This is a genomic window from Zhongshania aliphaticivorans, assembly GCF_001586255.1.
Taxonomy (GTDB): domain Bacteria; phylum Pseudomonadota; class Gammaproteobacteria; order Pseudomonadales; family Spongiibacteraceae; genus Spongiibacter; species Spongiibacter aliphaticivorans.
The window spans coordinates 3155121-3177700 of the sequence record NZ_CP014544.1; the positions used below are offsets into that span (position 1 = coordinate 3155121).

Annotated in this window: 15 protein-coding genes; 3 read left to right on the top strand and 12 right to left on the bottom strand. The window is 51.0% G+C overall.

What is annotated here, in order from left to right; genetic code table 11:
• Positions 1-5 precede the first annotated feature (5 nt).
• Both AZF00_RS13980 and AZF00_RS13985 read right to left on the bottom strand, forming a co-directional pair.
• Positions 6-272, bottom strand: coding sequence for a DUF4212 domain-containing protein (locus AZF00_RS13980; RefSeq protein ID WP_008251362.1), 267 nt, complete (start codon positions 270-272; stop codon positions 6-8).
• An 88-nt stretch (positions 273-360) separates the two neighbouring features.
• Positions 361-1713 carry a DcaP family trimeric outer membrane transporter gene (locus AZF00_RS13985; RefSeq protein ID WP_197465661.1) on the bottom strand — a complete coding sequence of 451 codons (1353 nt, stop codon included), beginning with the start codon at positions 1711-1713 and terminating at the stop codon, positions 361-363.
• Between the two features lie 269 nt (positions 1714-1982).
• On the opposite strand from AZF00_RS13985, the gene AZF00_RS13990 reads away from it, so the two are divergent.
• On the top strand, positions 1983-2636 hold the full coding sequence (locus tag AZF00_RS13990; RefSeq protein WP_008251366.1) for a response regulator: 654 nt from the start codon (positions 1983-1985) through the stop codon (positions 2634-2636).
• 5 nt (positions 2637-2641) lie between these two features.
• On the opposite strand, the gene AZF00_RS13995 is transcribed toward AZF00_RS13990, so the two are convergent.
• Positions 2642-6139, bottom strand: a complete 3498-nt coding sequence (locus AZF00_RS13995; RefSeq protein WP_008251368.1) for a hybrid sensor histidine kinase/response regulator — start codon at positions 6137-6139, stop codon at positions 2642-2644.
• A gap of 292 nt (positions 6140-6431) precedes the next feature.
• Here AZF00_RS13995 and rapA point away from each other — a divergent pair, with 292 nt between their 5' ends.
• Together rapA and AZF00_RS14005 are read left to right on the top strand one after the other, a co-directional pair.
• Complete coding sequence (gene rapA / locus AZF00_RS14000) at positions 6432-9329, top strand: RNA polymerase-associated protein RapA (RefSeq protein WP_008251370.1); 2898 nt, start codon at positions 6432-6434, stop codon at positions 9327-9329.
• Positions 9330-9358: 29 nt separating this feature from the next.
• On the top strand, positions 9359-9643 hold the full coding sequence (locus AZF00_RS14005) for a hypothetical protein (RefSeq protein ID WP_008251371.1): 285 nt from the start codon (positions 9359-9361) through the stop codon (positions 9641-9643).
• 171 nt (positions 9644-9814) lie between these two features.
• On the opposite strand, the gene AZF00_RS14010 is transcribed toward AZF00_RS14005, so the two are convergent.
• From AZF00_RS14010 to AZF00_RS14050, 9 genes are all read right to left on the bottom strand, one after another.
• Positions 9815-10585 (bottom strand): glucose 1-dehydrogenase, encoded by a 771-nt coding sequence (locus tag AZF00_RS14010; protein ID WP_008251372.1) that lies wholly within the window; start codon positions 10583-10585, stop codon positions 9815-9817.
• A 14-nt stretch (positions 10586-10599) separates the two neighbouring features.
• Positions 10600-11421 carry an SDR family NAD(P)-dependent oxidoreductase gene (locus AZF00_RS14015; RefSeq protein ID WP_008251373.1) on the bottom strand — a complete coding sequence of 274 codons (822 nt, stop codon included), beginning with the start codon at positions 11419-11421 and terminating at the stop codon, positions 10600-10602.
• Positions 11422-11488: 67 nt separating this feature from the next.
• Positions 11489-12481 (bottom strand): MDR family oxidoreductase, encoded by a 993-nt coding sequence (locus AZF00_RS14020; protein WP_008251374.1) that lies wholly within the window; start codon positions 12479-12481, stop codon positions 11489-11491.
• A gap of 28 nt (positions 12482-12509) precedes the next feature.
• The gene (locus AZF00_RS14025; RefSeq protein ID WP_231856160.1) at positions 12510-13835 is read right to left on the bottom strand and encodes a DUF1329 domain-containing protein; all 1326 of its coding nucleotides are present in this window, start codon (positions 13833-13835) and stop codon (positions 12510-12512) included.
• A gap of 147 nt (positions 13836-13982) precedes the next feature.
• Positions 13983-15893 carry a DUF1302 family protein gene (locus AZF00_RS14030; RefSeq protein ID WP_008251376.1) on the bottom strand — a complete coding sequence of 637 codons (1911 nt, stop codon included), beginning with the start codon at positions 15891-15893 and terminating at the stop codon, positions 13983-13985.
• Positions 15894-15917: 24 nt separating this feature from the next.
• Complete coding sequence (locus tag AZF00_RS14035) at positions 15918-16868, bottom strand: WD40/YVTN/BNR-like repeat-containing protein (protein ID WP_050985216.1); 951 nt, start codon at positions 16866-16868, stop codon at positions 15918-15920.
• Between the two features lies 1 nt (position 16869).
• Positions 16870-18249 (bottom strand): DUF1329 domain-containing protein, encoded by a 1380-nt coding sequence (locus tag AZF00_RS14040; RefSeq protein ID WP_008251378.1) that lies wholly within the window; start codon positions 18247-18249, stop codon positions 16870-16872.
• Positions 18250-18324: 75 nt separating this feature from the next.
• Complete coding sequence (locus AZF00_RS14045) at positions 18325-20757, bottom strand: efflux RND transporter permease subunit (RefSeq protein WP_008251379.1); 2433 nt, start codon at positions 20755-20757, stop codon at positions 18325-18327.
• A 215-nt stretch (positions 20758-20972) separates the two neighbouring features.
• Entirely contained in the window at positions 20973-22577 is a 1605-nt protein-coding gene (locus AZF00_RS14050) for an AMP-binding protein (RefSeq protein ID WP_008251380.1), read from the bottom strand.
• Positions 22578-22580: the final 3 nt, after the last annotated feature.

Genomic DNA, 22580 nt, shown 5'->3' on the forward strand with positions numbered 1-22580 from the left:
CACCCCTAGTCTTCTTGGACATCGTATTTTTCGTCGAGGCGATTCATTTTGTATACATACACAAAAATCAGTACCACAAAGGTGTATATCGAGCCCTGCTGAGCAAACCAAAACCCCAGCTTAAAACCAAAAAACTGGATTTGGTTAAGCGCATCAACAAACACAATTCCAAAGCCAAACGACACTAGCGCCCATACAAAGAGCAAGCTGAGTAAGAGCTTCACGTTTTCTCGCCAATAGGCTTTCGCCAGTTCTTTCGAATGAAATGCCATTATTGTGTTCTCCTGTTTTATTTCGTCTTATAGCCAAAGCATTGCAGTTAATTCGCTCACTCACCATTCGACCTTAGTCGAGCAGCCGTTAAAACGTGTATTTCGCACTAAATTGTAGACGATCAACATCGCCGCTATCGTCACTATTCACCGGTCGCTCGTTATTTTTAGTCGCGCGAATATATTCAACGCCAAAATTGAGCCCTGCGATTGGCGCGTAAATGAGATTGGCGTGGGCACTTTGATAAGAGGCCGCCGTAGTGGCTGCAACCGTATTAGGGTTATCGGCAGAGCTGGCCGACAACACCAAACTACTACGCCATTTTGGCGCCCAAAAATGCCGGTAGGCAATATAGCCTCCCACGGTATCAATTAAGTCGATATCGCCATTGTCGGCAATAACGCCGTCCCGATAAGTTTGCAAACCAAGATAACGCCCTAGGGCATTACCGGCACTGATCTGCAGCCGAACATCATCTGCGCCGAATTGCCAAATACCTGCAAAGCTCAAGCCGTAGCCATACACACTGTCGTCACCGCGTATCGCCTGTGCCTGACTGTTAGTAAAATTTTGCTTATAGGCAAGCTCCCGTAGCAACGCCGCAAAGCTATAACTAAAATCACCTGACTTTGCGTTATAGCGTAGCACCGTATCGGGCAGGGCATTATTATCGTAAGCGCTAGCTCCTGCGGCAGAGCCATCTTCACCGTATAAGCCACTCGAGGGGTTTTCCACTGCCAGCATCAGCGAACTTGTCGCACTCAACGCACGGGTCCAGCGCAATTGCGCCTGACGCTCAAACAAGGTACCCACGGGGCCAACAAAGTCGAGGATATCGGGTAAGCTGCCCACATTAAAAAACGTGCTCCACGTCTGACCAGCCAGTATTGAACTGTCGGCATCGTACTGCCAGTTTAAATACGCGTGTCGAATACGCGATGCGGCGGAGTTGCTGATACGCTCATCGCCAATTTGATTCACGCCAAAATCCATCTCAATATAACTGCCCACGGTACCAAGCTCGGTAGCAGTAGTGGTTTTAAACCAAATGCGCGAATGCTTGGCATGCATATCAAGATGGGTGTCGCCAGACTCCCCCCCCACCGGAATCACTGAGGCGACGAGAAAATCATCTCCCACCCCCGCCAAGGCCCGCTCGCCATCGCTATATTGGCTGGCAATGACATCCAGTTTTATATACCCGCCGAAGGCATATTCAGTAGCGCCTTTAACTTGCTGTGTCTTGGATGTTGCGTCTTTTTCAGCAAGTACTTTCTCTAAATCTGCAACTCGCTGCTCTAGCGTCTCTAAATACGGTGTCGCGGAAGCCGCAGCGTCTGCAACAACCGGCAGGGGTAGCACGGCAAAAGCCAAGCACGCAATCAAGCTTGACGGCGACGCTTGGCCAGTCAAGTTAGCCAGAGTCCATTTTTTATTCATTATCATAGTGAGCCGTCTCGTATCGGAAATGACACGAAATTTATAGGCTCTCGGATACCCAAGGGGTATTAGCCTTTAGTCATGCCTAGACCAAAGTCTAAGCATGACTCCATTCGCCGTGACCCCAGACCCTAGACCCTAGACCAAGGTCTAATTTTAGCGGCGCGTTATTACTGAGATAGTGGGGCTATTCCTACGGGTCTTTGCCCTGCAATGCGGGGCATTTTTCTATACACTGTGCCACAGTAATTAAATAAAAAAGGCATCAGATGGACACACTGCGATTTATCATTGCCGACGATCACCCCTTGTTTCGCGCGGCACTTAAAGCAAGCCTCAGCATTAGTTTTGAGAACTGCCTTGTTGTTGAAGTAGCATCTATTGCAGAGTTACAAAGTGTTTTAGCGACTGACACGAATAGCGATCTAATCTTACTCGATTTACATATGCCAGACGCGCAGGGCTTTAGCGGTCTCATACACCTGCAAGCCCACTACCCTGAAATCCCCGTATTAGTGGTCTCGGCCAGCGAGAGCCCTGAGGTCATGTGCCGTGCCATTGACCACGGCGCCGCCGGTTTTTTGCCCAAAAGCAGTCAAGCAGAAACAATCAGCCTCGCTATTAAAGCCGTGCTTAGTGGCGACCGCTGGCTACCTGAAGGGATTCAATTTCAAACTGGGCAAAATAGCAAAGAGCAAAAAATGGCCAGCGATATTGCCAGTCTCACACCTCAGCAATTTCGCGTAGCCAGCCTGTTAGTACAAGGCCTGCTCAACAAGCAAATTGCCTATGAACTCGACATCACCGAAGCGACCATAAAAGCCCACGTCACTGAAATTTTTCGCAAGCTCGGCGTTCATTCCCGCACCCAAGCGGCGCTGGCATTCAGCCAATTAGATGTCAGCCCGCCAGACCTTCCCTAAACGAGCTATGCGCGCAATACCAGTTGCCGAATTAGCCCACGCAGTGCCGCAGGCTTTACTGGTTTCGCCAAAAACTGATAGCCACTATCCTCCACTTGGCCACGTATTTCTGCACTGTTATCTGCGCTGATCACCACCGCGGGCAAACGGGTATGCCAGTGATAATTCAGTGCCTGCAACAGCTCTAAGCCGGTTTCACCGCCATCCAAATGAAAGTCCGCCAAAACAATATCCGGCGCCGTATCTAAGCGCCACTGCGCCAAAACTTCACCGAGATTGGCGCCGGTAAACACCTTGCACCCCCACTGACTGAGCAAGGCATGCATACCCGCGCGAATAGCGACCTCATTGTCGATACACAGCACACTGATTCCCGCCAATTCCGATTGCAAACGAGGAGTATCAGCAATAAATCGGCGCTCCTGCCGCTGACCCAGTGGCACTCGGATAGCAAAGACACTACCGCGGCCTTCAATGGAATGCAGCGACACTTCATGGCCCAGCAAGCGACTAATTCGTTGCACAATAGAAAGCCCGAGACCAAGGCCCTTTTCAGCATCATTGTGATCAAGCCGCTGACCGCGTTCAAACTCATCAAACACCCGCTGCTGATCCAGCAGCGATATACCTGGCCCGGTATCCCATACCTGAATTAAGACGCTATCGCCTCGACGCCGACAGCCCAGCAACACACCGCCAGTTCGGGTATAGCGCAGGGCGTTAGACAGAAAGTTTTGCACAACCCGCCGCAATAATTGCTGGTCGCTGTATACCCACACATTGCTCGGTCTAAAATGCAGAGCCAAACCATTTTGCTCGGCAAGCAAGCCGCACTCCCGCGCCAATGGCTCAAGCAGGTCGCTTAAACAAAAGTCGCGGCGATCTAGCCGTATATTTCCCGAGTCTAAACGGGCGACTTCCCGCAAGGAGGTAATCAGGCTTTCGGCGCCGGTCAATGCCGCGTCAATATGCCCCACCTCTGCAGCCAACTCAGTCGCTGCGGTGCGGTGAGCCAATGCCGCAGTAAACAAGCGTGCCGCACTAATCGGCTGCAATAAATCGTGACTGGCCGCCGCCAGAAAACGGCTTTTACTGGCGTAAACGGTATTTAATTCCCGTTCAATTTTGGCCCGCGCCTGATTTTCATGGGCCAGTGAGTCATTCGCAGCGCTCAATGCGGCGGTGCGCTCAATTACACGGCGCTCTAACTGGTTTTTGGTTTCATCCAGTTCATTGAACATACGGCGATATTCACTAATATCGGTGTAGGTCGTTACATAGCCGCCGTTGGCCATTGGCGTTCCGCATATTTCAATCACTAAGCCATTGGGCAAGCTCCGCTCTAGCCGATAGGATTTGCCGTCGCTGAGTAGCGCCAAGCGCCGCGCAATCGCCGCATCCACATCGGTATCGGCATTTTGCAAATAGCCCCGCTCAGCATTGAATTGATAAACCCGCGCAATGGGGCAACCGATATACAGTAAGCGTTCCGGAAACCCAAATAACTCCATATAGCGGCTATTCCACGCCACCAAGTCCAAATTAGCGTCAACCACACTAATGCCCTGAGGAACGGTTTCGAGGGTAATTTGCAGCAAATCCTGACCAAACTGCAATTGTTTAGAGCTATCACCAATGAGAAGCACAAACTCATCTAGCTCTAAAGGCTTCTTACGTTGTAACAAATCCAAGGTGCGGTGTGCTGACACGGCACCCACAATCGCCGCCAGGGCCGACTCAACTTCCTTCACAACAAAGCTCGGCACCGGATCATTCGGCAATAAACGCTGCCCCAGGCGATGCTCAAAACGCTGCCATAATTGCTGACTGCGCTCGCGCCCTAATAGCGGCGTTAGCATGCGTTGCAATTGCCAGCTTTCAATTTTAGTCAGGGCAAAATCGGCTTTTTGGTAGGCCCAATCCCGCTGCAATTGGGTAAAGGCCCGCGCCTGACGCAATTCAATTGCCCGAAACCGACTAAACCCCGACACCAGCGCCAAACTCAGACAGTTAAGCAGTAAGCTCCAAAACACACCGTGACTCAGTGGGTCCAGAAAATCTACCCCAAATAACGCCTCCGGGCGCAACCACTGCGAACCCAATAAGCCCTGCGCCAACAAGGGGTGTAAGGGCCCCAACAAGGCAGGTAGCAACAAGCAGTAAAACCACAGCGCGCCGCCCACAAACAAGCCAATGATCACGCCACGGGAATGCGCCCTCGGCCAATACAAGGCTGCAATGATAGCCGGCAACAATTGCGCTGCCGCGGCAAATGACAATAGCCCGAGTGACGCCAAGCCCGCGCGATTATTCAGCTGCTGCTCCAAAAACCACGCCGCGAGCAACACCGCTGCTATTGCGGCGCGACGCGCCTTTTGCAGCCACTTAGCATTAATACTGTGGGCGCGATTAAAAAACTGCCAAAGTGGCACCATCCATTCATTACAAATCATCACCGACAAGGTCACACAGGCCACTATCACCATGCCCGTCGCGGCTGACAAACCACCCAGCATTGCCACGACAGCCAAGCTATTGCTGCCTGCTGCCAGCGGCGCGGTCACCACAAACATATCGGCGCTGCCACTATAAGGCGACAAGCCACCTCCTAAGAGCGATTGCCCGAGTACCGCTATTGGCGCGATCATGATACAAAACAGCGCAAGGTAGGCTGGGAATATCCACCGCGCAAGGCGCATATCCCGACGGCTATGGTGTTCAACCACCATTACGTGAAACTGCCTTGGCAAACACACAATCGCTGCCGCCGCCAACACCAGCTGTGTGATAAAATTAATCGGCTCTGGCCAGCCCCCTAATTGGCCGTAATCAAGGACAAGGTCCTTCGCCTCTGCGCCAAATACCAAGCTGATCGCGAACACCCCAACCGCAAGAAAAGCAATGAGTTTAACCACCGACTCGACCGCTATCGCAGCCATCAAACCTCGGTGGCGGTGACGCTTATCCACCACCCGGGTGCCAAAGGCCACCGTAAAAACCACTAAAATTAAGGCGGCTATAAAACTGGTGCTGCTGTGATTTTCAATTAAATTGGGTTGCCACAGGCGCTGAACTGTTAACCAGGCTTGAGTCACGGCTTTTAATTGCAGGGCGATATAGGGCAAGCTGCCAACCACCGCAATAAATGTCACCAAGGCGGCAAGAAACTGGTGTTTGCCATAGCGCGAACCAATGAAGTCGGCAATCGAGGTTACTCTATTGCGAGTACTCACTACCGACAGGCGGCGAATAAACGGCCAGGCCAAAACAAACAGCAAAATGGGGCCAAGATAGATGGGGACAAAGGACCAGCCGTCATTAACTGCCTGGCCAACCGCACCAAAAAAGGTCCAAGAACTGCAGTACACCGCCAGCGACAAGCTATACACCAGGGCACGCAGCAGCGATGAGCGCTGGGTATGCCGATCGGCCCACCACGCAATTAAAAACAAACAACCAACGTAACTAAACGCCAGTAACACAACCCACTGGTTTGCCAGCACCTGCCCTCTCTACGCCGGAAAGCGACGATATGTTTGCGAATCCCCACAGTCTAGCCTAGCGCGGCGGCAGCAGTATTGGACAATAGTCGACATTCAATGCCACAAAGGCGAAAAAGCACCGCATTTTCACCCCTACCAGCGCGGAGCAAGACCCCCACTTGGTGAGATTTACAGTATTAAACCTTTCCCTTATTGCCACTGATGCGTAACATTCGCACTCCAGAAATCAGGGCCATTGCACCTGTGCAAGCCCCCTGAACACACTCAATACATCAAGCCGTACCCAAAATATATGTCTACTATTTTTCTCGCTGGCCAACGCTGGATTAGCAACCCGGAACCCGACCTAGGTTTGGGCATTATTCTTGAAGCGCAAAATCGTCGTGTTGTTATTGCCTTCCCTGCGGCAGAAGAAGAGCGCACCTACGCGGCTGCCGCGGCGCCGCTGTCCAGAGTGCTATTCCAGATTGGCGATGAGATCGACGTACCTGGCCAAGGCCGCTTAGTCGTCACGGAGCTGCAAGAACACAGCGGCTGTATCGTGTATTTTGCCGAAGACGAGAGCGGCGATATTCATCCCGTGCCCGAGCAAATTCTGAGTGCCAACATCAAACTCAGCAATGCCAAAGAGCGCCTACTGGCGGGTCAAGTTGAACACCACCGCCGCTTTGAACTTCGCGCGGCTACGTTAGAACAGCAAAACACCTGCAAAGCCGCCAGCACCTTGGGCTTGCTCGGTCCCCGGGTTCAACTGCTACCGCATCAGCTATATATCGCCGCCGAGGTTGCCAGCCGCGCCGCCCCGCGGGTATTGCTCGCCGATGAAGTAGGTTTGGGTAAAACCATCGAAGCGGGTCTCATCATTCACCAGCTTCTGCTGTTGGAGCGCGCCAAGCGCGTACTGATACTGCTACCAGACAGTCTGGTACACCAGTGGCTGGTCGAGATGCTGCGCCGCTTTAACCTAAAATTCAGCATTTTCAATGAAGCCCGCTGCCAGCAAATTGACCAGTACGAAGACGACCCAAGCAGCATATTCTTTGACGAAGAAGAGTCCAAAGAAAAAGAAGAGAACCCCTTTGAAGACGCCCAGCTGGTCATTTGCCCGCTGAGCTGGATCAGCTCCCACGAGCGCCGCCAAGGCCAGCTCATGGAAGCCGGTTGGGACGTACTCGTGGTTGACGAAGCCCACCACCTGCACTGGCAGGAAGACGGCAGCAGCTCCGCCGAATACCAATTGGTTGAACGTCTCAGCGCCGAGATACCCAGCGTACTGCTGCTGACGGCAACCCCAGAAAATGCCGGTATCGACGGCCACTTCGCCCGTTTGCGCTTGCTCGACCCGGCGCGCTACCCAAGTTTAGAGGCGTTTCGCGCTGAGCAAAACCAATACGAGGGCATTAGCGAACTGATTCAAGGCTTGCTTGACCAGCCTGCCGAATCCCTCGCCGACGCCAGCTTCACCGCGAAACTCAGCGAACTGCTCGAGCCAGCGCAACTTGCGGCCCTAGCCAGCAATGCCGACACCGATATTATCGAAAAAGTCGTGCGCGATCTCCTCGACCGCTTCGGCACTGGCCGCATGCTATTCCGCAATACCCGTGCCTCAGTCGGAGGCTTTCCGCAGCGGGTATTGCACGAACACCCCCTCGACGCCCCGGCGGAATACCAAGCCGCACTCGGCCTCGTCGACGAAGAGTCGGCGCTGCACCCGGAACTATTGCTAGGCGACGCATGGATCAAACTCGACCCCCGCGTCAGCTGGGTAGAGAAATTCTTGCTGCAACACCCCGACGACAAAGTCTTACTGATTTGCAGCGGCAAGAACACCGCCCAAGACCTGGAATTACAACTGCGAGTTCGCCGTGGCATCGCCAGCGCGCTCTTCATTGAAGATCTTAGCCTCATTGAGCGCGACCGCGCCGCCGCCTATTTTGCCGACCCAGAAGACGGCGCCCAAGTGCTGATCTGTTCAGAAATTGGCAGCGAAGGCCGCAACTTCCAATTCGCCCAGCATTTGATCTTATTCGATCTGCCGCTTAATCCAGACTTGCTAGAACAGCGCATTGGCCGCTTAGATCGCATCGGCCAACTCGGCGATGTGAATCTGCATGTCCCCTATTACCAAGACAGCGCCCAAGACAAATTACTGAGCTGGTATCGCGACGCACTGGCGATCTTCAGCCAGCCCTGCACCGTCGGCAACGCCCTAATGTTAGAGTTTGGCAGCGAACTCCTCTCCGCTCTTGCTGGCACTGCTAGCAGTGACGCCTTCGCTGAGCTAATTAGTCGCGCCGCGAACAAGTCAGAAGAACTGCAGATTAGCCTGCGCAACGGCCGCAACCGCTTGCTGGAACTTAACTCCTGCAATCCCACCCGCGCCGCCGAATTAATTAGCTCCTTAGAAGCTGAACAGCGTAGCGACAGTCTCGCCGAGTATGTGAACATTCTCTCTGACCAATTTGGTTTAGTGCACGAAGACCACAGCGACAATGCCGTGATTTTGCGCCCCGGCGATCACATGATTACCGAGGCATTCCCGCATTTGCCAGAAGACGGCATTACCGGCACCTTCGACCGCGACCGCGCACTAAGCCGCGAAGACATGGCCTACTTCAGCTGGGAACATCCGCTGATTAGCGGTGGTATGGATCTCATTATGTCCAGCGACTTTGGCAGCGCCACCGTTTGCACCATCGCCGTTAAAGGCTTGAAGGCCGGTACCCTATTATTAGAAGCGCTGTACAGCCCGGCCCTACAAGCGCCGCCGTGGTTACAACTCGCCCGCTACTTACCAGCCCAGAGTTTCCGCCTGGTGGTCGACCACCAGCAGCGCAACCTCACCGCCAGCGTTGCTCATAAAAAATTAAACCAACTTGCCCAAGGCATTAAAAAAACGGTCATGCCCGCCTTGCTCCGAGAAGTGCGCCCCAGCCTTACCGCCATGCTGCCGAATGTTGAAGCACTGGCCGAAGCCGCCGCCAAAGAGTGGATCAGCACCGCCCTAGACAATTACAACAAAGATCGCAGCGCCGAGCGTCAACGCCTGCAAGCACTGATGAGCCGCAACCCGCACATCAGCCACGCAGAGCTAGAAAGCTTTGACGCAGAAACAGGGCTAGGCAAAGATGCCCTAGGCAATATGCAACTCAATATGTCGGCACTGCGCCTTGCTATTGTTAGCCAATAAACGCACGCTTATTTAACGCTGGAGAAAATATGTATTTGTTTTCTATTAATGCCATCGCCAAAACTAGCCACGGTGAATTCACCGCTGGCGAATCGGCGCCGTTTATTGTGTACATCGACTTTAAAGACATGTTCGGCGCAGAGAATCTGGCCAAGTTATTTGTCATGGCCGAAGGCTTTACCAAGGTTGAGATTGAAAAGCGTAAACTCATCGACAATGCCCATATTCCAGATAACCCCGCACTCGCGAAAGACCCACAAATTCTTGAAGCGCTAGCCAAAGGTTATTGTGTGCAGGCATTTAACGCGCACTGATTTAGCGGGCGACGCTTGGCGGGGGGGTGAGAGGCGCAGAATCACGCCCTCGCTTTCTCTAGAACACCGCTGATTTACACGCTCTGCAATGTATTGAGAAACGGCAAATGGCTTTTAGATTTTAGCCCTTTGCCGCCGTATACCGTGCCAAGCGGCGCGACGCGAATAACATCAACGCGCGGTATAACCGCCATCCATAATCAATTCCGAGCCCGTCATATAGCTGGCATCATCCGACGCCAAAAACACAATGCCTTTGGCAATCTCTGCAGCTTCCGCCATACGGCCCATGGGAATACTGGCAACCACGCGCTGAGCAAACGCATCAGCGTCGCCTGTGCTTAGACGCGACAGTGCGCCGCTCACCAATGGCGTTGCCACGTAACCAGGATGCACAGAATTGACGCGTATGCCGTAGCCTTTGTCTGCACAGTACAATGCCACCGATTTAGTGAATGCGCGCACCGCACCTTTGCTGGCATTGTAAGCTGGTAGCATTGGGTCGCCGACGATACCTTCTATTGATGAAATATTAACGATGCTGCCGCCCGATGCTTTCATTACCCGAATTGCTTCGCGGGTCCCGAGGAATACTGCGTCGTTATTGATGGTATTGGTTTTACGCCAGCCTTCGAGGGTTTCGTCTTCTATGCCGCAGATATTGGCGATACCGGCGTTATTGATCAAAATCTGCAAGCGCCCAAAGCGCTCAACTATGTCGTTAATAACCCCAGCCCACTGGGCCTCGTCGCAAACATCGAGGTGCATAAATACGGCTTGATAACCCGCTGCATTCAATTCATTTGCTACGCGATTGCCCGCAACTTCATCGATATCACTCACCACCACAATCGCGCCAGCAGCAGCCAAACTTTTAGATGTTGCTTCGCCAATGCCGACCCCGGCGCCAGTCACTAAGGCCACTTTATCTTTACAGTTCATACAACCTCTACTCCTTATGCCGCGCAAAAACCGCCATCAACGGTTAGCTCAATTCCCGTTACATAGGCACTGGCGTCCGACGCTAAAAACAACGCGGCGTTGGCAATGTCTTGTACATTACCCAAGCGGCCCATGGGGATCATGGCAGACTTGAGCAGCGCGGCCGCCTCCTCGACGTTGGCCACAACGCCAATGTCGACAAAGTCTTGTAGGGCCTGATCACCCATTGCTGTTTCAATCAAACCCGGATGCAAAGAATTAACACGAACGCCATAGCCAAATTTGGCAAACTCCACCGCGCTGTGTTTGCTTAATGAGCGCACCGCGCCTTTGGTAGCGCCATAAATACTGTGGCCAGTCACCCCCACCAAACCCGCAATAGACGATAAATTAATAATAGAGCCGCCACTGCCAAACATGGCACCAGGCTTCATGCACTCCACCGCTGCGCGGGTACCCAAAAATACCGATTCGATATTGATTTGATTGATCTTACTCACCTGCGCGCCGGTGTTATCCTCCAACATACCGCCAATATAAATACCGGCATTGTTAAGCAGTACATCCCAGCGGTTTTGCCACGCTTGCAGCGCCAACTTTAGCGCTGCCCAGTCATCTTCATTGGTCACGTCTAAGCGTATCGCTTTGGCTTGCAAGCCTTGTGCGTTGAGGTCGGCGGCAATGCGCTCGCAGGCCTCTACATTAATATCGCTGAGCATTACCGCCGCACCGGCCTGTGCAAACATTCGCGCACAAGCCTCGCCAATCCCTGCGCCCGCGCCAGTGACAACCGCGACCTTGCCCTCTAAGCCAAACACACCAAGCTTGTTACTCATAACTGTGTCCCTATTATTCTATTTTTACATTTATGCTTGCAGATATTTACCGGTAAAAATGCGCTAATTAATCGGCGATTTTCACTACCGCACGTCCGCGAATTTGACCCTGCAAAATTTTACCTGCAGCAGCGGGCACGTCGTCAAACGGTATATCCATCGTCAACGCTTCGAGCTTGGCCATGTCTAAATCCTTAGCCAATCGGCGCCACGCTTCTTCGCGTAGAGGCATGGGCGCGTGAACAGAATCCACCCCTAATAACGACACATTACGCAGCGCGAAGGGCATCATATTTCCCGGCAAATCAAGGCCCTGCGCCAAACCACAAGCAGTGACAACGCCGCTATAACTAAGCTGCGCGATAACGTTTGCCAAAGTGTGGCTTCCGCAAGAATCGACCGCCGCAGCCCAGCGAGTGGACTGCATCATTTCGCCGGGCTCAGAAAGCTCGGCGCGATTGATAACATCGGTGGCACCAAGGCCTTTCAAGAATTCAGTCTCTTCGACACGACCAGTTGATGCCGTAACCCTATATCCCAACGCCGACAGCAGGGATATCGCCACGGTTCCAACACCACCTGAGGCGCCGGTAACCAGCACAACGCCAGACTCCGGCACCACGCCAAAACGCTCTAGGCGCATAACCGACAACATGGCAGTGTAACCGGCTGTACCAATTGCCATGGCCTGCCGCGTACTGATACCAGCCGGTAATTTCACTAAGTATTCGCCCTTGGTGCGCAAACGCTGGGTGTAACCCCCATTGTGCGTTTCTGAGGCGCCATAGCCGTTCAGTACAACTTTGTCGCCAACACTAAACAGTGAATTATCAGAACTGACCACCGTTCCCGCCATATCAATGCCGAGTATTAACTTCTCTTTTTGCACAATTGGCACGGCGTCACTCATCGCCAAACCGTCTTTGTAATTCAGGGTTGAATATTCAACGGCAATTTCAACATCGCCTTCGCCAATTTCGGCGGCACTCAGTTGCTCAAAACCAACCGCCAATTTTCCATCCTGACGGCTTGCAACCAAGGCCTTGTATGTCTGTGTCATGTTATTTACCTCATCATTAGATTAGTTATTAATTACCTAAGCGGCGCAGCGCACCGTTGGTTAAATAGCGGTCGTAAATATCTTGATCATTGACCATCATTTTGTGGCCGCCGCTCATGCTGGCCATTTGTTCGAGACGAGTCATTTGCCCTGTTTGAACGTCGAAGGCGTGGACATGCCCCCACGACCAATAGGGGTGTTTGCCGTCCATTACCCGCTTGTCGCCGTCTTCATACAGTCCGTAAGCACCATCAAAGGAGCGGAATATCTCACCGCGCCGATCAAACGACACCATGGCCAAAGGCAACTGAGTGCGGGCGTCAAACCACACCCGTTTTTTACCGACCGGCGCGCGCGGGAAGCCAGTTGGCTCTGCGTCCACCGCGATGGCTTCGGGCACCAACTCTACCTCGGTATCCCAAAAGGTCTCGCCCTTGGGGCCACCGTGGGTGGTGTGTGCCCAGCTGTCGCTGGCAGAATTCCAACCGCCACTCACCGCTGCCAACATGGGGCCACGCGACACGATTTTATAATTCCCCCAGGTATGCAGTGGATCGCCCGCCGCCCAAGCGTCAGACAAGTACAAACTCGAACCCGGTACTAATGGCTCAAAGCGCTGGTCGGTAGGGAAGCGACGAATGCGCTTAAAATCAGGTATGTAGCCGTAAAGTTCAGGGAATTTATTTTGATCGTAATGCCATATATTTAAATATGAAGTGCCACGTACACTGTCGGGCTCTGAGAAAAACACACTCTGGTAGCGCAGTTTATCTTCATGCCCCTTCCAATACACACTAGGCAATACCACTCGGCCGGTAGGTGCGTATTCCGCCCAACCATTTTCATATTGATAATTTACTTTGCCTTCCCGACTCAAATCGTATTCGCGAATAGCATAAAAAGACGCGTCATGGCGACCCCAACTCATCGTCAAACCGGCAAACAATTCCAAACCATTTTTTGCTTCTGGAAACGGCAGGCCGCCAATCCACGGTTTACCGTCAAGAGTGACGACATTGCCCTTATCATCAAATTTTGCCTGCCCACGATTCTTAAAGCTGGCTTCCAGGTATTCCCATGGACTTAATTTCATTATGTCGCGAGTCGTTTCTCGCAGCCGCAAACGGCGGCCCATTTCTTTAACTTGGTAATACTTAACCGGCTCGAGCAAATCTTTAACCAACTCGACATTACTTGCATCTATATAGTCACCGGCCTTTAATTTTCCGTTACTGTATTCATCAATCGACATCAACTCATCGGGATACGCCGCCGTAAAGTCGCCGTTGTTTGCCATGGCTTTCCACACTGGCATCAACACGCCACCCAATGCGAGCCCCGCCGTTTTTTTCAAAAATTGGCGCCTGGCGTAATTCCGATCATATTGTTTTATATGAAATACCATGACCTACCTACTGAGCAAAAAGCCGGCGGAAGAATCCGCCGGAAAGGTCCCATAACTGTCGCCAGCCAACCGAGGCCGAAACCTCGATAGGGTGTATTAAAATTGGTAGGCAACCCTCAGACCAAATTCTTCGGCCCAGTCAAAGGTTTGCATTATATTGACGTTGGCATCGGAGCTAATATCATCGTCTATATAGGTATAGAAGGCCTCAATATTCCAATTGCCGCTTGGTTTCCACTTGAGCGCAGGCTGCACGAAAACACCACCTCTAGTGTCATACAGCACCGACAGATCCGCGCGCCATACCAAACCAGGAAACGGCTGTTGGAGCGCCAACACCAAACCGTCCCAGCCATCGACACCCAATGGCGCATTATTAGCCGTGCCGCCCATACCACTCAAATGCCGCCCAAACAAATCACTCTCAGTGCGGTGCATCCACTGAAATACAAAGTACGTTGCGGGAAAGTTCCGACTAAAGCGCTGATACTTTTCCAGTACCAAAGCAGAAATATATTCATCTTCAACTAAATATTCCTGACCTAGGTCAGGGGAGGTAAACACGCGGTCAGGGGTAAACGACACCTCAAAGTTAAGAATGAGCTGGTCTAACCAACTGCCCGGTTCACCGCTAAAGATATAACTAAAGCCGGTACCAAAAATATCTTCGCGTTTGTACTCACGCTCAATATGTCCGCGCAAACCGCCCATGCCTTGCCCAGTGGTCAGGCTGCCACCGACACCGCCCGTGAGAATAAAGAACAGATCCAGCTCCTCCTTCGCCGCATCAATGCCATCTACCGGCCTTGCCAATAACAGCTGAGAGGCGGGGAAATCGGTAATCAGCTTATTCAAACCTTCCACACCATCTAGCCTCGCCATACCCGCGTAGGTAAACCATTCTTCCGCGGTCCACACACCGGTGGGGTCAACTTCTAAAGGCGTCTGCGCAAGAATAGCGCCTGTACCAACCAAGCCCGGTGCGTCGCGATTAACACCTGATGCCGTCCAGCGAATAACGCCGTCGGGGTTGTAACGATTGGTGTACATAAACTGCAAACCGAAATCACCAATATTGCCCTTTAGACGAAAGCCACTGTTAATTTTTTCATTAGCGTCGCTGTAGCGATCATGCACAGTGAACTGGCTCGGTATAACGTTGTAGGGTGTATTTGGGTTGGCGTAAATGGTCGGCTGGAATGCTTGCGCAAACATATCCAATTCCCAGCTCGCATTTAATTGATAAGACACCCGAACGGCAGGAGACGCTATACGCTCATCTGCATACTCTTCTGAGGCAAAATCCAGAATTAAATGGCGACGCAAGTCTAAGCCATTGGCAACGTCCATTACCCGGAAGAACAAGGCTTGACCCCAGGCAATTTGCTGATTACCCGCCCGCACCAAAATTGGCCCGTTTTGGTAATCCACATACAGTGATGGAAAATCAACCATATAGTTTTCGCCAGCGACTTCTAAACGATTCTGTTCACCACCAGTTTCATAGTCATCGTATTCAAAGTAATTTGGCTTACCATAAAGATAACCTGCCGCATTACTGTTTACGCTGTCGGGATCAAATTCGTCATATTGCGCAGCGTCAAAAATGCCGCGGATTTTAGCCGTAGCAGACCAATTGTCGCTAAACCGCAATTGCACGGTATTCTCTAAGCGAATCTGGGTAAAATTAAAATCATTATTCGCCGGTTCACCATTGCGCGTTGCCGTATCACTGATTGGTACGCCAACCGCAATCGGTAAATTCAAGCCCAGTAAGGTCCCCGCATTTACGCCGCCATAGCGATTTATGGTTTCGCCATTAAATACATTACCGCGCTGGTTATAAGGGTTTTCTTCACTCACTGTTTTGGCCGCCGCTTCTAGCCGGATAAAGCCACTGGAACTGTAGTCAATACCCAAAAAGTCACCGTTTGCCGACCACGCAGAGTTGCATACGCCGAGTGTTGCAAGGGTAATAGCTGCCGCCAGCTGATTATTATTTTTCATACCCGTATATCTCCAGAAAATATTTTAGATAGAGAGCTTTAGAACATTGGCTTTTTGACCAACCACATAAAAATTGCCGTTATAAACACCAACATCGCAATACCAAGAATCTAATAACTGCGCATTATTTAGACGTTCTACGCGCTGACCACCCGCCTCAATAGAAAGCGCTTCTCGAATGCCGGTGATCACTGCTCGATCATCATCACGAATGGACACATCGAGCAGAATCGCATCGCTGCCCGATTCGATTTTGGCCCAGCTTTCGCCGCCATCTTGGCTCCGTAAAATAGTGCCACTTTGCCCTACTGCATAAGCTAAACCGCGCTGACCGAAGGCTAAACCGAATAAGGACTCGTCACCGGTGTGCAAGGTATGCCACGTTGTGCCTCGATCATCGGAGCGCGCGATCATGCCAAATTCACCGGCCATATAGGCACGCCCTTGATCGTCGACAGTAACGTTGTAGACATGGGGCTCGTAGGACTGACCGATCAGCGCCTGCCAATCAATTTGGAGCTTCTCCCAGTGCTTACCGCCGTCAAGCGAACGTAAAATGGTGCCAAAGCCGCCGGAAGCAATCACAAAGCCAGCACCATCCTGCGCAACCGAAAATAGACGTTCGCTGGTCGGGGACTGCTGTTCCTGCCACGTGTTGGTATCACGGCGCACGATCACGCCCTGCTGACCTACGGCAATCGCATTGCCGCCGACGTCAGATACCGCCAACAGAGATCGCCCCCCCAGGTCGAGGTTGATCCGCTGCCAGGTACTGCCGTCTTTACTGGTACTTATCTGGCCCGCGCCGCCAACCGCAATGAGCCCCTGAGCACTAGCGTTAACACCAAACAAGGCTTCATGAGCATGCCCTTGGCTTACCATTTCGCCTTGCAAGGGCGCTGCATTCGCAGCACACATTGCAAGACTTAATAGCAGCGGCGCGGCATATTTCGCGATCTTCGCTGTGGTATTCACATCAACCCCCAAGCCGCTGCATAGCCTGAATGGTGAGGAATTTATTAAAGACATCCACATCACCCGGATCATAGTTACTTTGATAACCACCAGTCACCGACTTAGCCTGAACAAAGCGACTCATGCGATTAGATTGAATGTCGTGACTGTGTACGCTAGACCAGGACCACGCGGGGAAGGCACCGTCGTTGCGGGTCATCTTGTCGTTGTCTTGCATTGCGTAATGCGGTTCAAACGACTTCCAAATTTCGCCACGACGGTCATAAATAACATAGGCAACGTACATTTGGTTTCGCACATCAATCCACACTCGCTTTTTACCAACCGGCGCACGAGCGTATCCCGTTGGCTCCGCTTCAAGCACGATGCACTCTGGCACCAGCTCCATATAGGTATCGAAGAAGGTTTGATCCTTTGGCCCGCCGTGAACCGGCTTTTCCCAGTTGTCGTGATAACCGCCATGGAAGTTTCTAGAGCCGATAGCACCTAACATCGGCTGACGACCAATAATTTTGTAATTGCCCCAGGTTTGCAAAGGGTCGCCCGCCGCCCATGCATCAGACAAAAACAGCGTAATACCGGGAACCAAGGGTTCGAAACGCTGGTTAGTGGGGAACTGCCGTACACGCCGAAACGCAGGAATATAGCCGTGCAACTCAGGGAATTTGCGCTGATCGTAATCCCATATGTTTAAGAAAGAAGTACCGGCACTGTCATTGGGTGCGGTAAAAAACACCGACTGGTAGCGCAATAAATCTTTCTTACCTTTCCATACGGTTCCGTCGGTCCGTGCAGTGGTATTCAGTTCTGTCCACACAAAATCGTATTGATACGAAAGCTCACCAGAAGAATCGATATCCCAGTCGCGCACTGCATACTGCGAGTAATCGTGACGTCCCCAGCTCAAGGTCAAATTATATTGTGCTTCAATACCATTTTTTGGCTCCGGAAACGGCGTACCACCAATCCAAGGCTCGCCACCTTTGGTATACACATTACCGTCTTGACCAATAACGGCCTTACCCTGGTTTTTAAGGGTTGCCTCTAAGTACTCGGTGGGAAAGATGCGAGTAATGTCTTTCACTGGTTCAACAATATGAATGCGTCGCCCCATTTCCTTTACGTGCATATACGCTATTGGGTCTAATAATTCCTTCACATGCTCAACATTCTCTGCGGTAATAACATCGCCAGCTTTAATCTTTCCCTTGGTGTACATATCGATGGAAAGCAGTTCATCGGGATATGCTTTACTGACATCACCAGCATTCGCAATGAGCGGCCACAGTGGCGCTAGCACACCACCGGCACCAATTCCTTTAACCGTGTTCTCCATAAAGCGGCGACGACTATAGTTGGTGTCATATTTCTTGATATGCATAATAATCCTCCGGGATAAACCCTTTTATTGTTGTCATCTTGCGTATTGTGAAAGCGGCGTAACAAATTTGCGTTGCTACACTGCCTCGGCTTTTAAACTACGGTGATTTTCGGCTTGTTTTTTTTCAGCATCTTCTGCCATTAGCTTAGCGATATCGACGCCCTCGCCCAGTACCATAATGTCTTTACTAGACACAAACTTAGGTTTGATTAGCCACACCAGCAGGGGTAAAACGACCAGCGCGATCACCATATTGATCAACATGACAAGCACCAGCAGCAAACCCATATCTGCTAAAAACTTAAGACCTGATAAGAAGTACCAAGGGAGAATACCGATTAGCATAATACTGGCGGTAAACATAATGGCTTTGCCCGTAGTCGTCAGTGCAGCGGTAATCGACGCGCCATAATCCTCACGTTCCTGATACTCTTCACACATTCTACTGAGCAAATAAATCCCGTAATCAATACCAACCCCAACACCAATCGCCGCAACCATTAGTGAGTTAATATCTAAACCAATGCCCATGAACGACATGCATGTGGTGAGGATCATATTGGAAAGGTTAACGGGGATTAGTAGCACCACACCGGCAACCAAGGAGCGGTAGGCGTAGCTTGAAACCAATAGAATAACTAGGTTGAGCAAGCCCATAATCAACCAGTGATAACGCTCTACAACGTGGTTTATCGCTTGCTGAATCGCAATAGTGCCGCTACCAAGGCGCACGGTGAAATCGGGATGATCTATACCAACCTTGGCAATAGCCGCTTCCGCTGAAGCAAGCGCGTGGTCGACCGTATTCTGCTTATTGTCTGGGTACCAAAATGAAACCGTTGAGTTTTGCAGTTCAAAGTCGACAACATGGGAGTAGGCCTTAGGACTTGTGCCCATGAGCACCGCGGAGGTTGCCGCATTAACCGCAGCATCGGTGTCGTCCAGTGGCAGCCATTTCGGATGCCCACCCGAAATCAGCCGATTCGCATCCATCAAGAAATCGCCAAACGAAAGTGTCGCCCGTGGCGCGTCTTCCCCGCCCTCCATAATGGCCTGGAGCTGCAACATGGTTGCCACTGTTTCCGCTTGCCGCGCGACGCGATTGGGATTATTTGAGTCTTTCGCCTCGAGAATAACCTCTAAGGTATTCACGCCGGGAAAATGGGAGTTTATTTCAGCCACCGAAACATTGTATTCAGAATCTTCCCAGAGCAAATTACTGCCCTCAACGGGATTACCAATTTGAATACGCATAGAGTGATAGAACGAAAATAGCGCAATGATTACCACAACGAACGTGGTGTAGCGGGCGCGTTTACCCTGAGAGAAAGTCGCTATCCACGCCAACACCGATTTCACCCGGCCATGCACACCACCAGATTCATCGGAAATAATCTTGTCGAGATTTTTAGGGGCAGGCAGAACAGACAACAGCAACGGCGCAAGAAACACCCCTGTCGGTGCGAGCATCATTGCCCAAAACCCACAGAACAGCGAGAAGCGTTCCATTGCCGGAATAGGCGCAATAGAAATCAGGAAGATACCGGCCGCGTCAGTGATAATTCCCAGTATCGACGGTGCCAACATAAGGCCCGTAGTGATCCCTGCGGCTCTCACCTTGTCGCCCACCTGAGCAAACACTTCGTAGAAGCGTTCAGTGAACTGAACACAATGACTAAACGATCTCGCAATCAATAGCAGCGGCACAATCATTAACAGGGGTTCAATCGGTAAGCGCATCCAACCTGCAAAGCCAAAGCCCCAAATCGCGGCAACGATACTGGCAAATATGGGTGTAACTACCCCGGCAATATTTTGGGTGTACAGCACAAGCGCAATAATTAAGGCACCAAGGGTAATACCAAAAATGCCAATCATCTGATGTTGGTATTCATACACCCACCCCGTCAAGGCTGGCTGACCCGCCATATAGACCTCGTGATTTGCATCGCGGGCGTTATCTGCCAAAGCCTTAACAAAGGTGAATGCCTCACCGTAATCTAAGCGCTGCTCTATAAAGGTAGCCGATATTAGGGTTGCGGTTTCGTCACCAGAAATCAGAAACTGCTGCGCATTCGGGGATTTACGCACATTCTCCTTAAACCTGGCTATTTCTTGCGGCGTGACCGGCACCGAATCTCCCATCAAGGGCTGGGCATCGATACCAAACGGCGTGGCTTCGGCATAACGCGCCTTTGCGGAGGCAATCGACAGTATTTGGTCGTGATCTACGCCGGGCGACAAATCGATATCACGGGTAAGCTGCCAGACTTTATCCAGCGTTTGGGCATTGTAGATGTCACCCTTTTTGGTTTTTACCATCAAGGTAAAAGTCAATGGATTACCAAAATTTGGATGATCTTTAAATACCTGTATAAACGGGTCGTCTTTAGGAAGCAAGTCAGAGAAAATTGTCTTAAGCTCAACATTCTTTAAGCCCATCGCAAAAAAGAGTGTTACAGCAGTAAACAAAAACCAGGCTGTTTTTCTGTTTTCCAGAACAGCCATTGCTATCCTGTTTCTAATCGTATTCATTTATTTTTCACTACCCCATTAGACGTGAAAAAAATCATAAAAATTTATTTCACAAATTATTATATCGTTCTGTCGGAGTCATAATTAATCGATCTTGAAATCGATATTAGTCTTGAATCGCAGCGTCGGTAATGCTTATTACCGACCCTTTAACTGTTAATTTACGACATCATACTTTTTCGATTATTTTATGAGGCGACATCATAGACATGATTTTTTTGCTCCAAAAAATATTCGTAGCAAAATCGTGCCTGCGGTTTCTCGGAAGCCGTTTTTGGAATTTCTGACATAACTTGAATATAACTAGGGAGATCATTACGTCCGAGCACCTCACGACAATGCTTAACCAGCACATCGGGATCGAACAATTTTGCTTCAACCGGTACCACCGCCGCTATAACATCTTTTTCGCCGGGCGCCCCGTTTAACGACGGTATGCCGTATACAAAAACATCTTCAACATCATCAAATTCGGCGATTATTTTTTCTATTTTGGCAACGTCAACAAACTCGCCGTTACGACGTATTTCATCGCCCTTTCGGCTATCAAAATAGTACCAACCCTCTTCATCCTGATGACCGATATCGCCCATGTATAAAACGCCACCATGGGTTTTCTTATCAGACGCTTCAGGGTTTTTATAATACTCAACCCTAAGCGGCTCGCCGGTCACCGCCTCGAATACTATTTCACCCCGCACACCCGCTGGACACGGTTTGCCCTGCTCATCGATAATTCTTGCCGTCAAACTCGCGGGTGGCTTACCAATACTGCCTATTGGACCTACGCCAGGCGGATTGAACATCATGCCGCCTTCTGCTGCGCCGTAAAACTCAAATAACTCAACGTCAAAGCGCTTGCTAAAGTCCGTCCAGATGGCGGCAGGCATACCCGCACTTAGTATGAAACGCACGGGGTTCTTTGCATCATTAGCGCGAACTGGCTCACTGTATATGGCAGTGGTCATACCACCGAGTAAGTTAAAGGTAGTGCAGTTATAAGCGCGGCAAATATCCCACAATCGAGACTTAGTGAATTTTCGGCTAATAACGCCTCGTAAACCCATTTTGAGGATATTGCCCAAACTAATTAGTTGCGCATTTGCATGGGTAAACGATAAACCAGTATAGGGGCGGTCATTCTCGGTAAGACCAATCATCGGGCCAATTGACGAAACGGCGTCATAGCGGGTGTAAGGCGCCCTAATCGCCTTAGGGTCTCCCGTAGTACCTGAGGTATATAACATTTGCATGGTTTCGTCGGCACTGTGCACCCGCCCCTCAGCCTCTGTAAACGGCGCGTTCGCGATCTCTGCCCACTTCTTTAAGCGAGTATCCTCAGCCGCCAACTTTATTAGCTCGCCACTCTGAACAACCCAAACCCAACGAATTTGAGGTAAGTTTTTGCATGCGGCCAAAACATTGTTTAAGCAATAATCGGCGCAGATCACTCCCTTACAATCGGCCCAGCTCAACATGTACTCCAGGCGCTCCCCATTTGTTCGCGGATCAATAGGCACAAACACCGTCGCAGCTAGCGCGCTGCCCACCATGCAGTCAACAAACTCAGGGTGATTCTGCATGACCATTGCAAAGCTATCGCCGGGCGCCATTCCCTCATTTTTTAGGCCGGCAAAAACCCGCTGGCCCTGTTCCCACAGCATTTTGTAGGTCCTGATTTCATGCTCGAAATCCCCGCTTGGCAGAACGTTAACAAAAGTCAGAACATCTAAGTTTGGATGGGAATTTTTTTTATCTTCGATCAAGTTCGATAAAATTCTTAGGTCTTTCATATA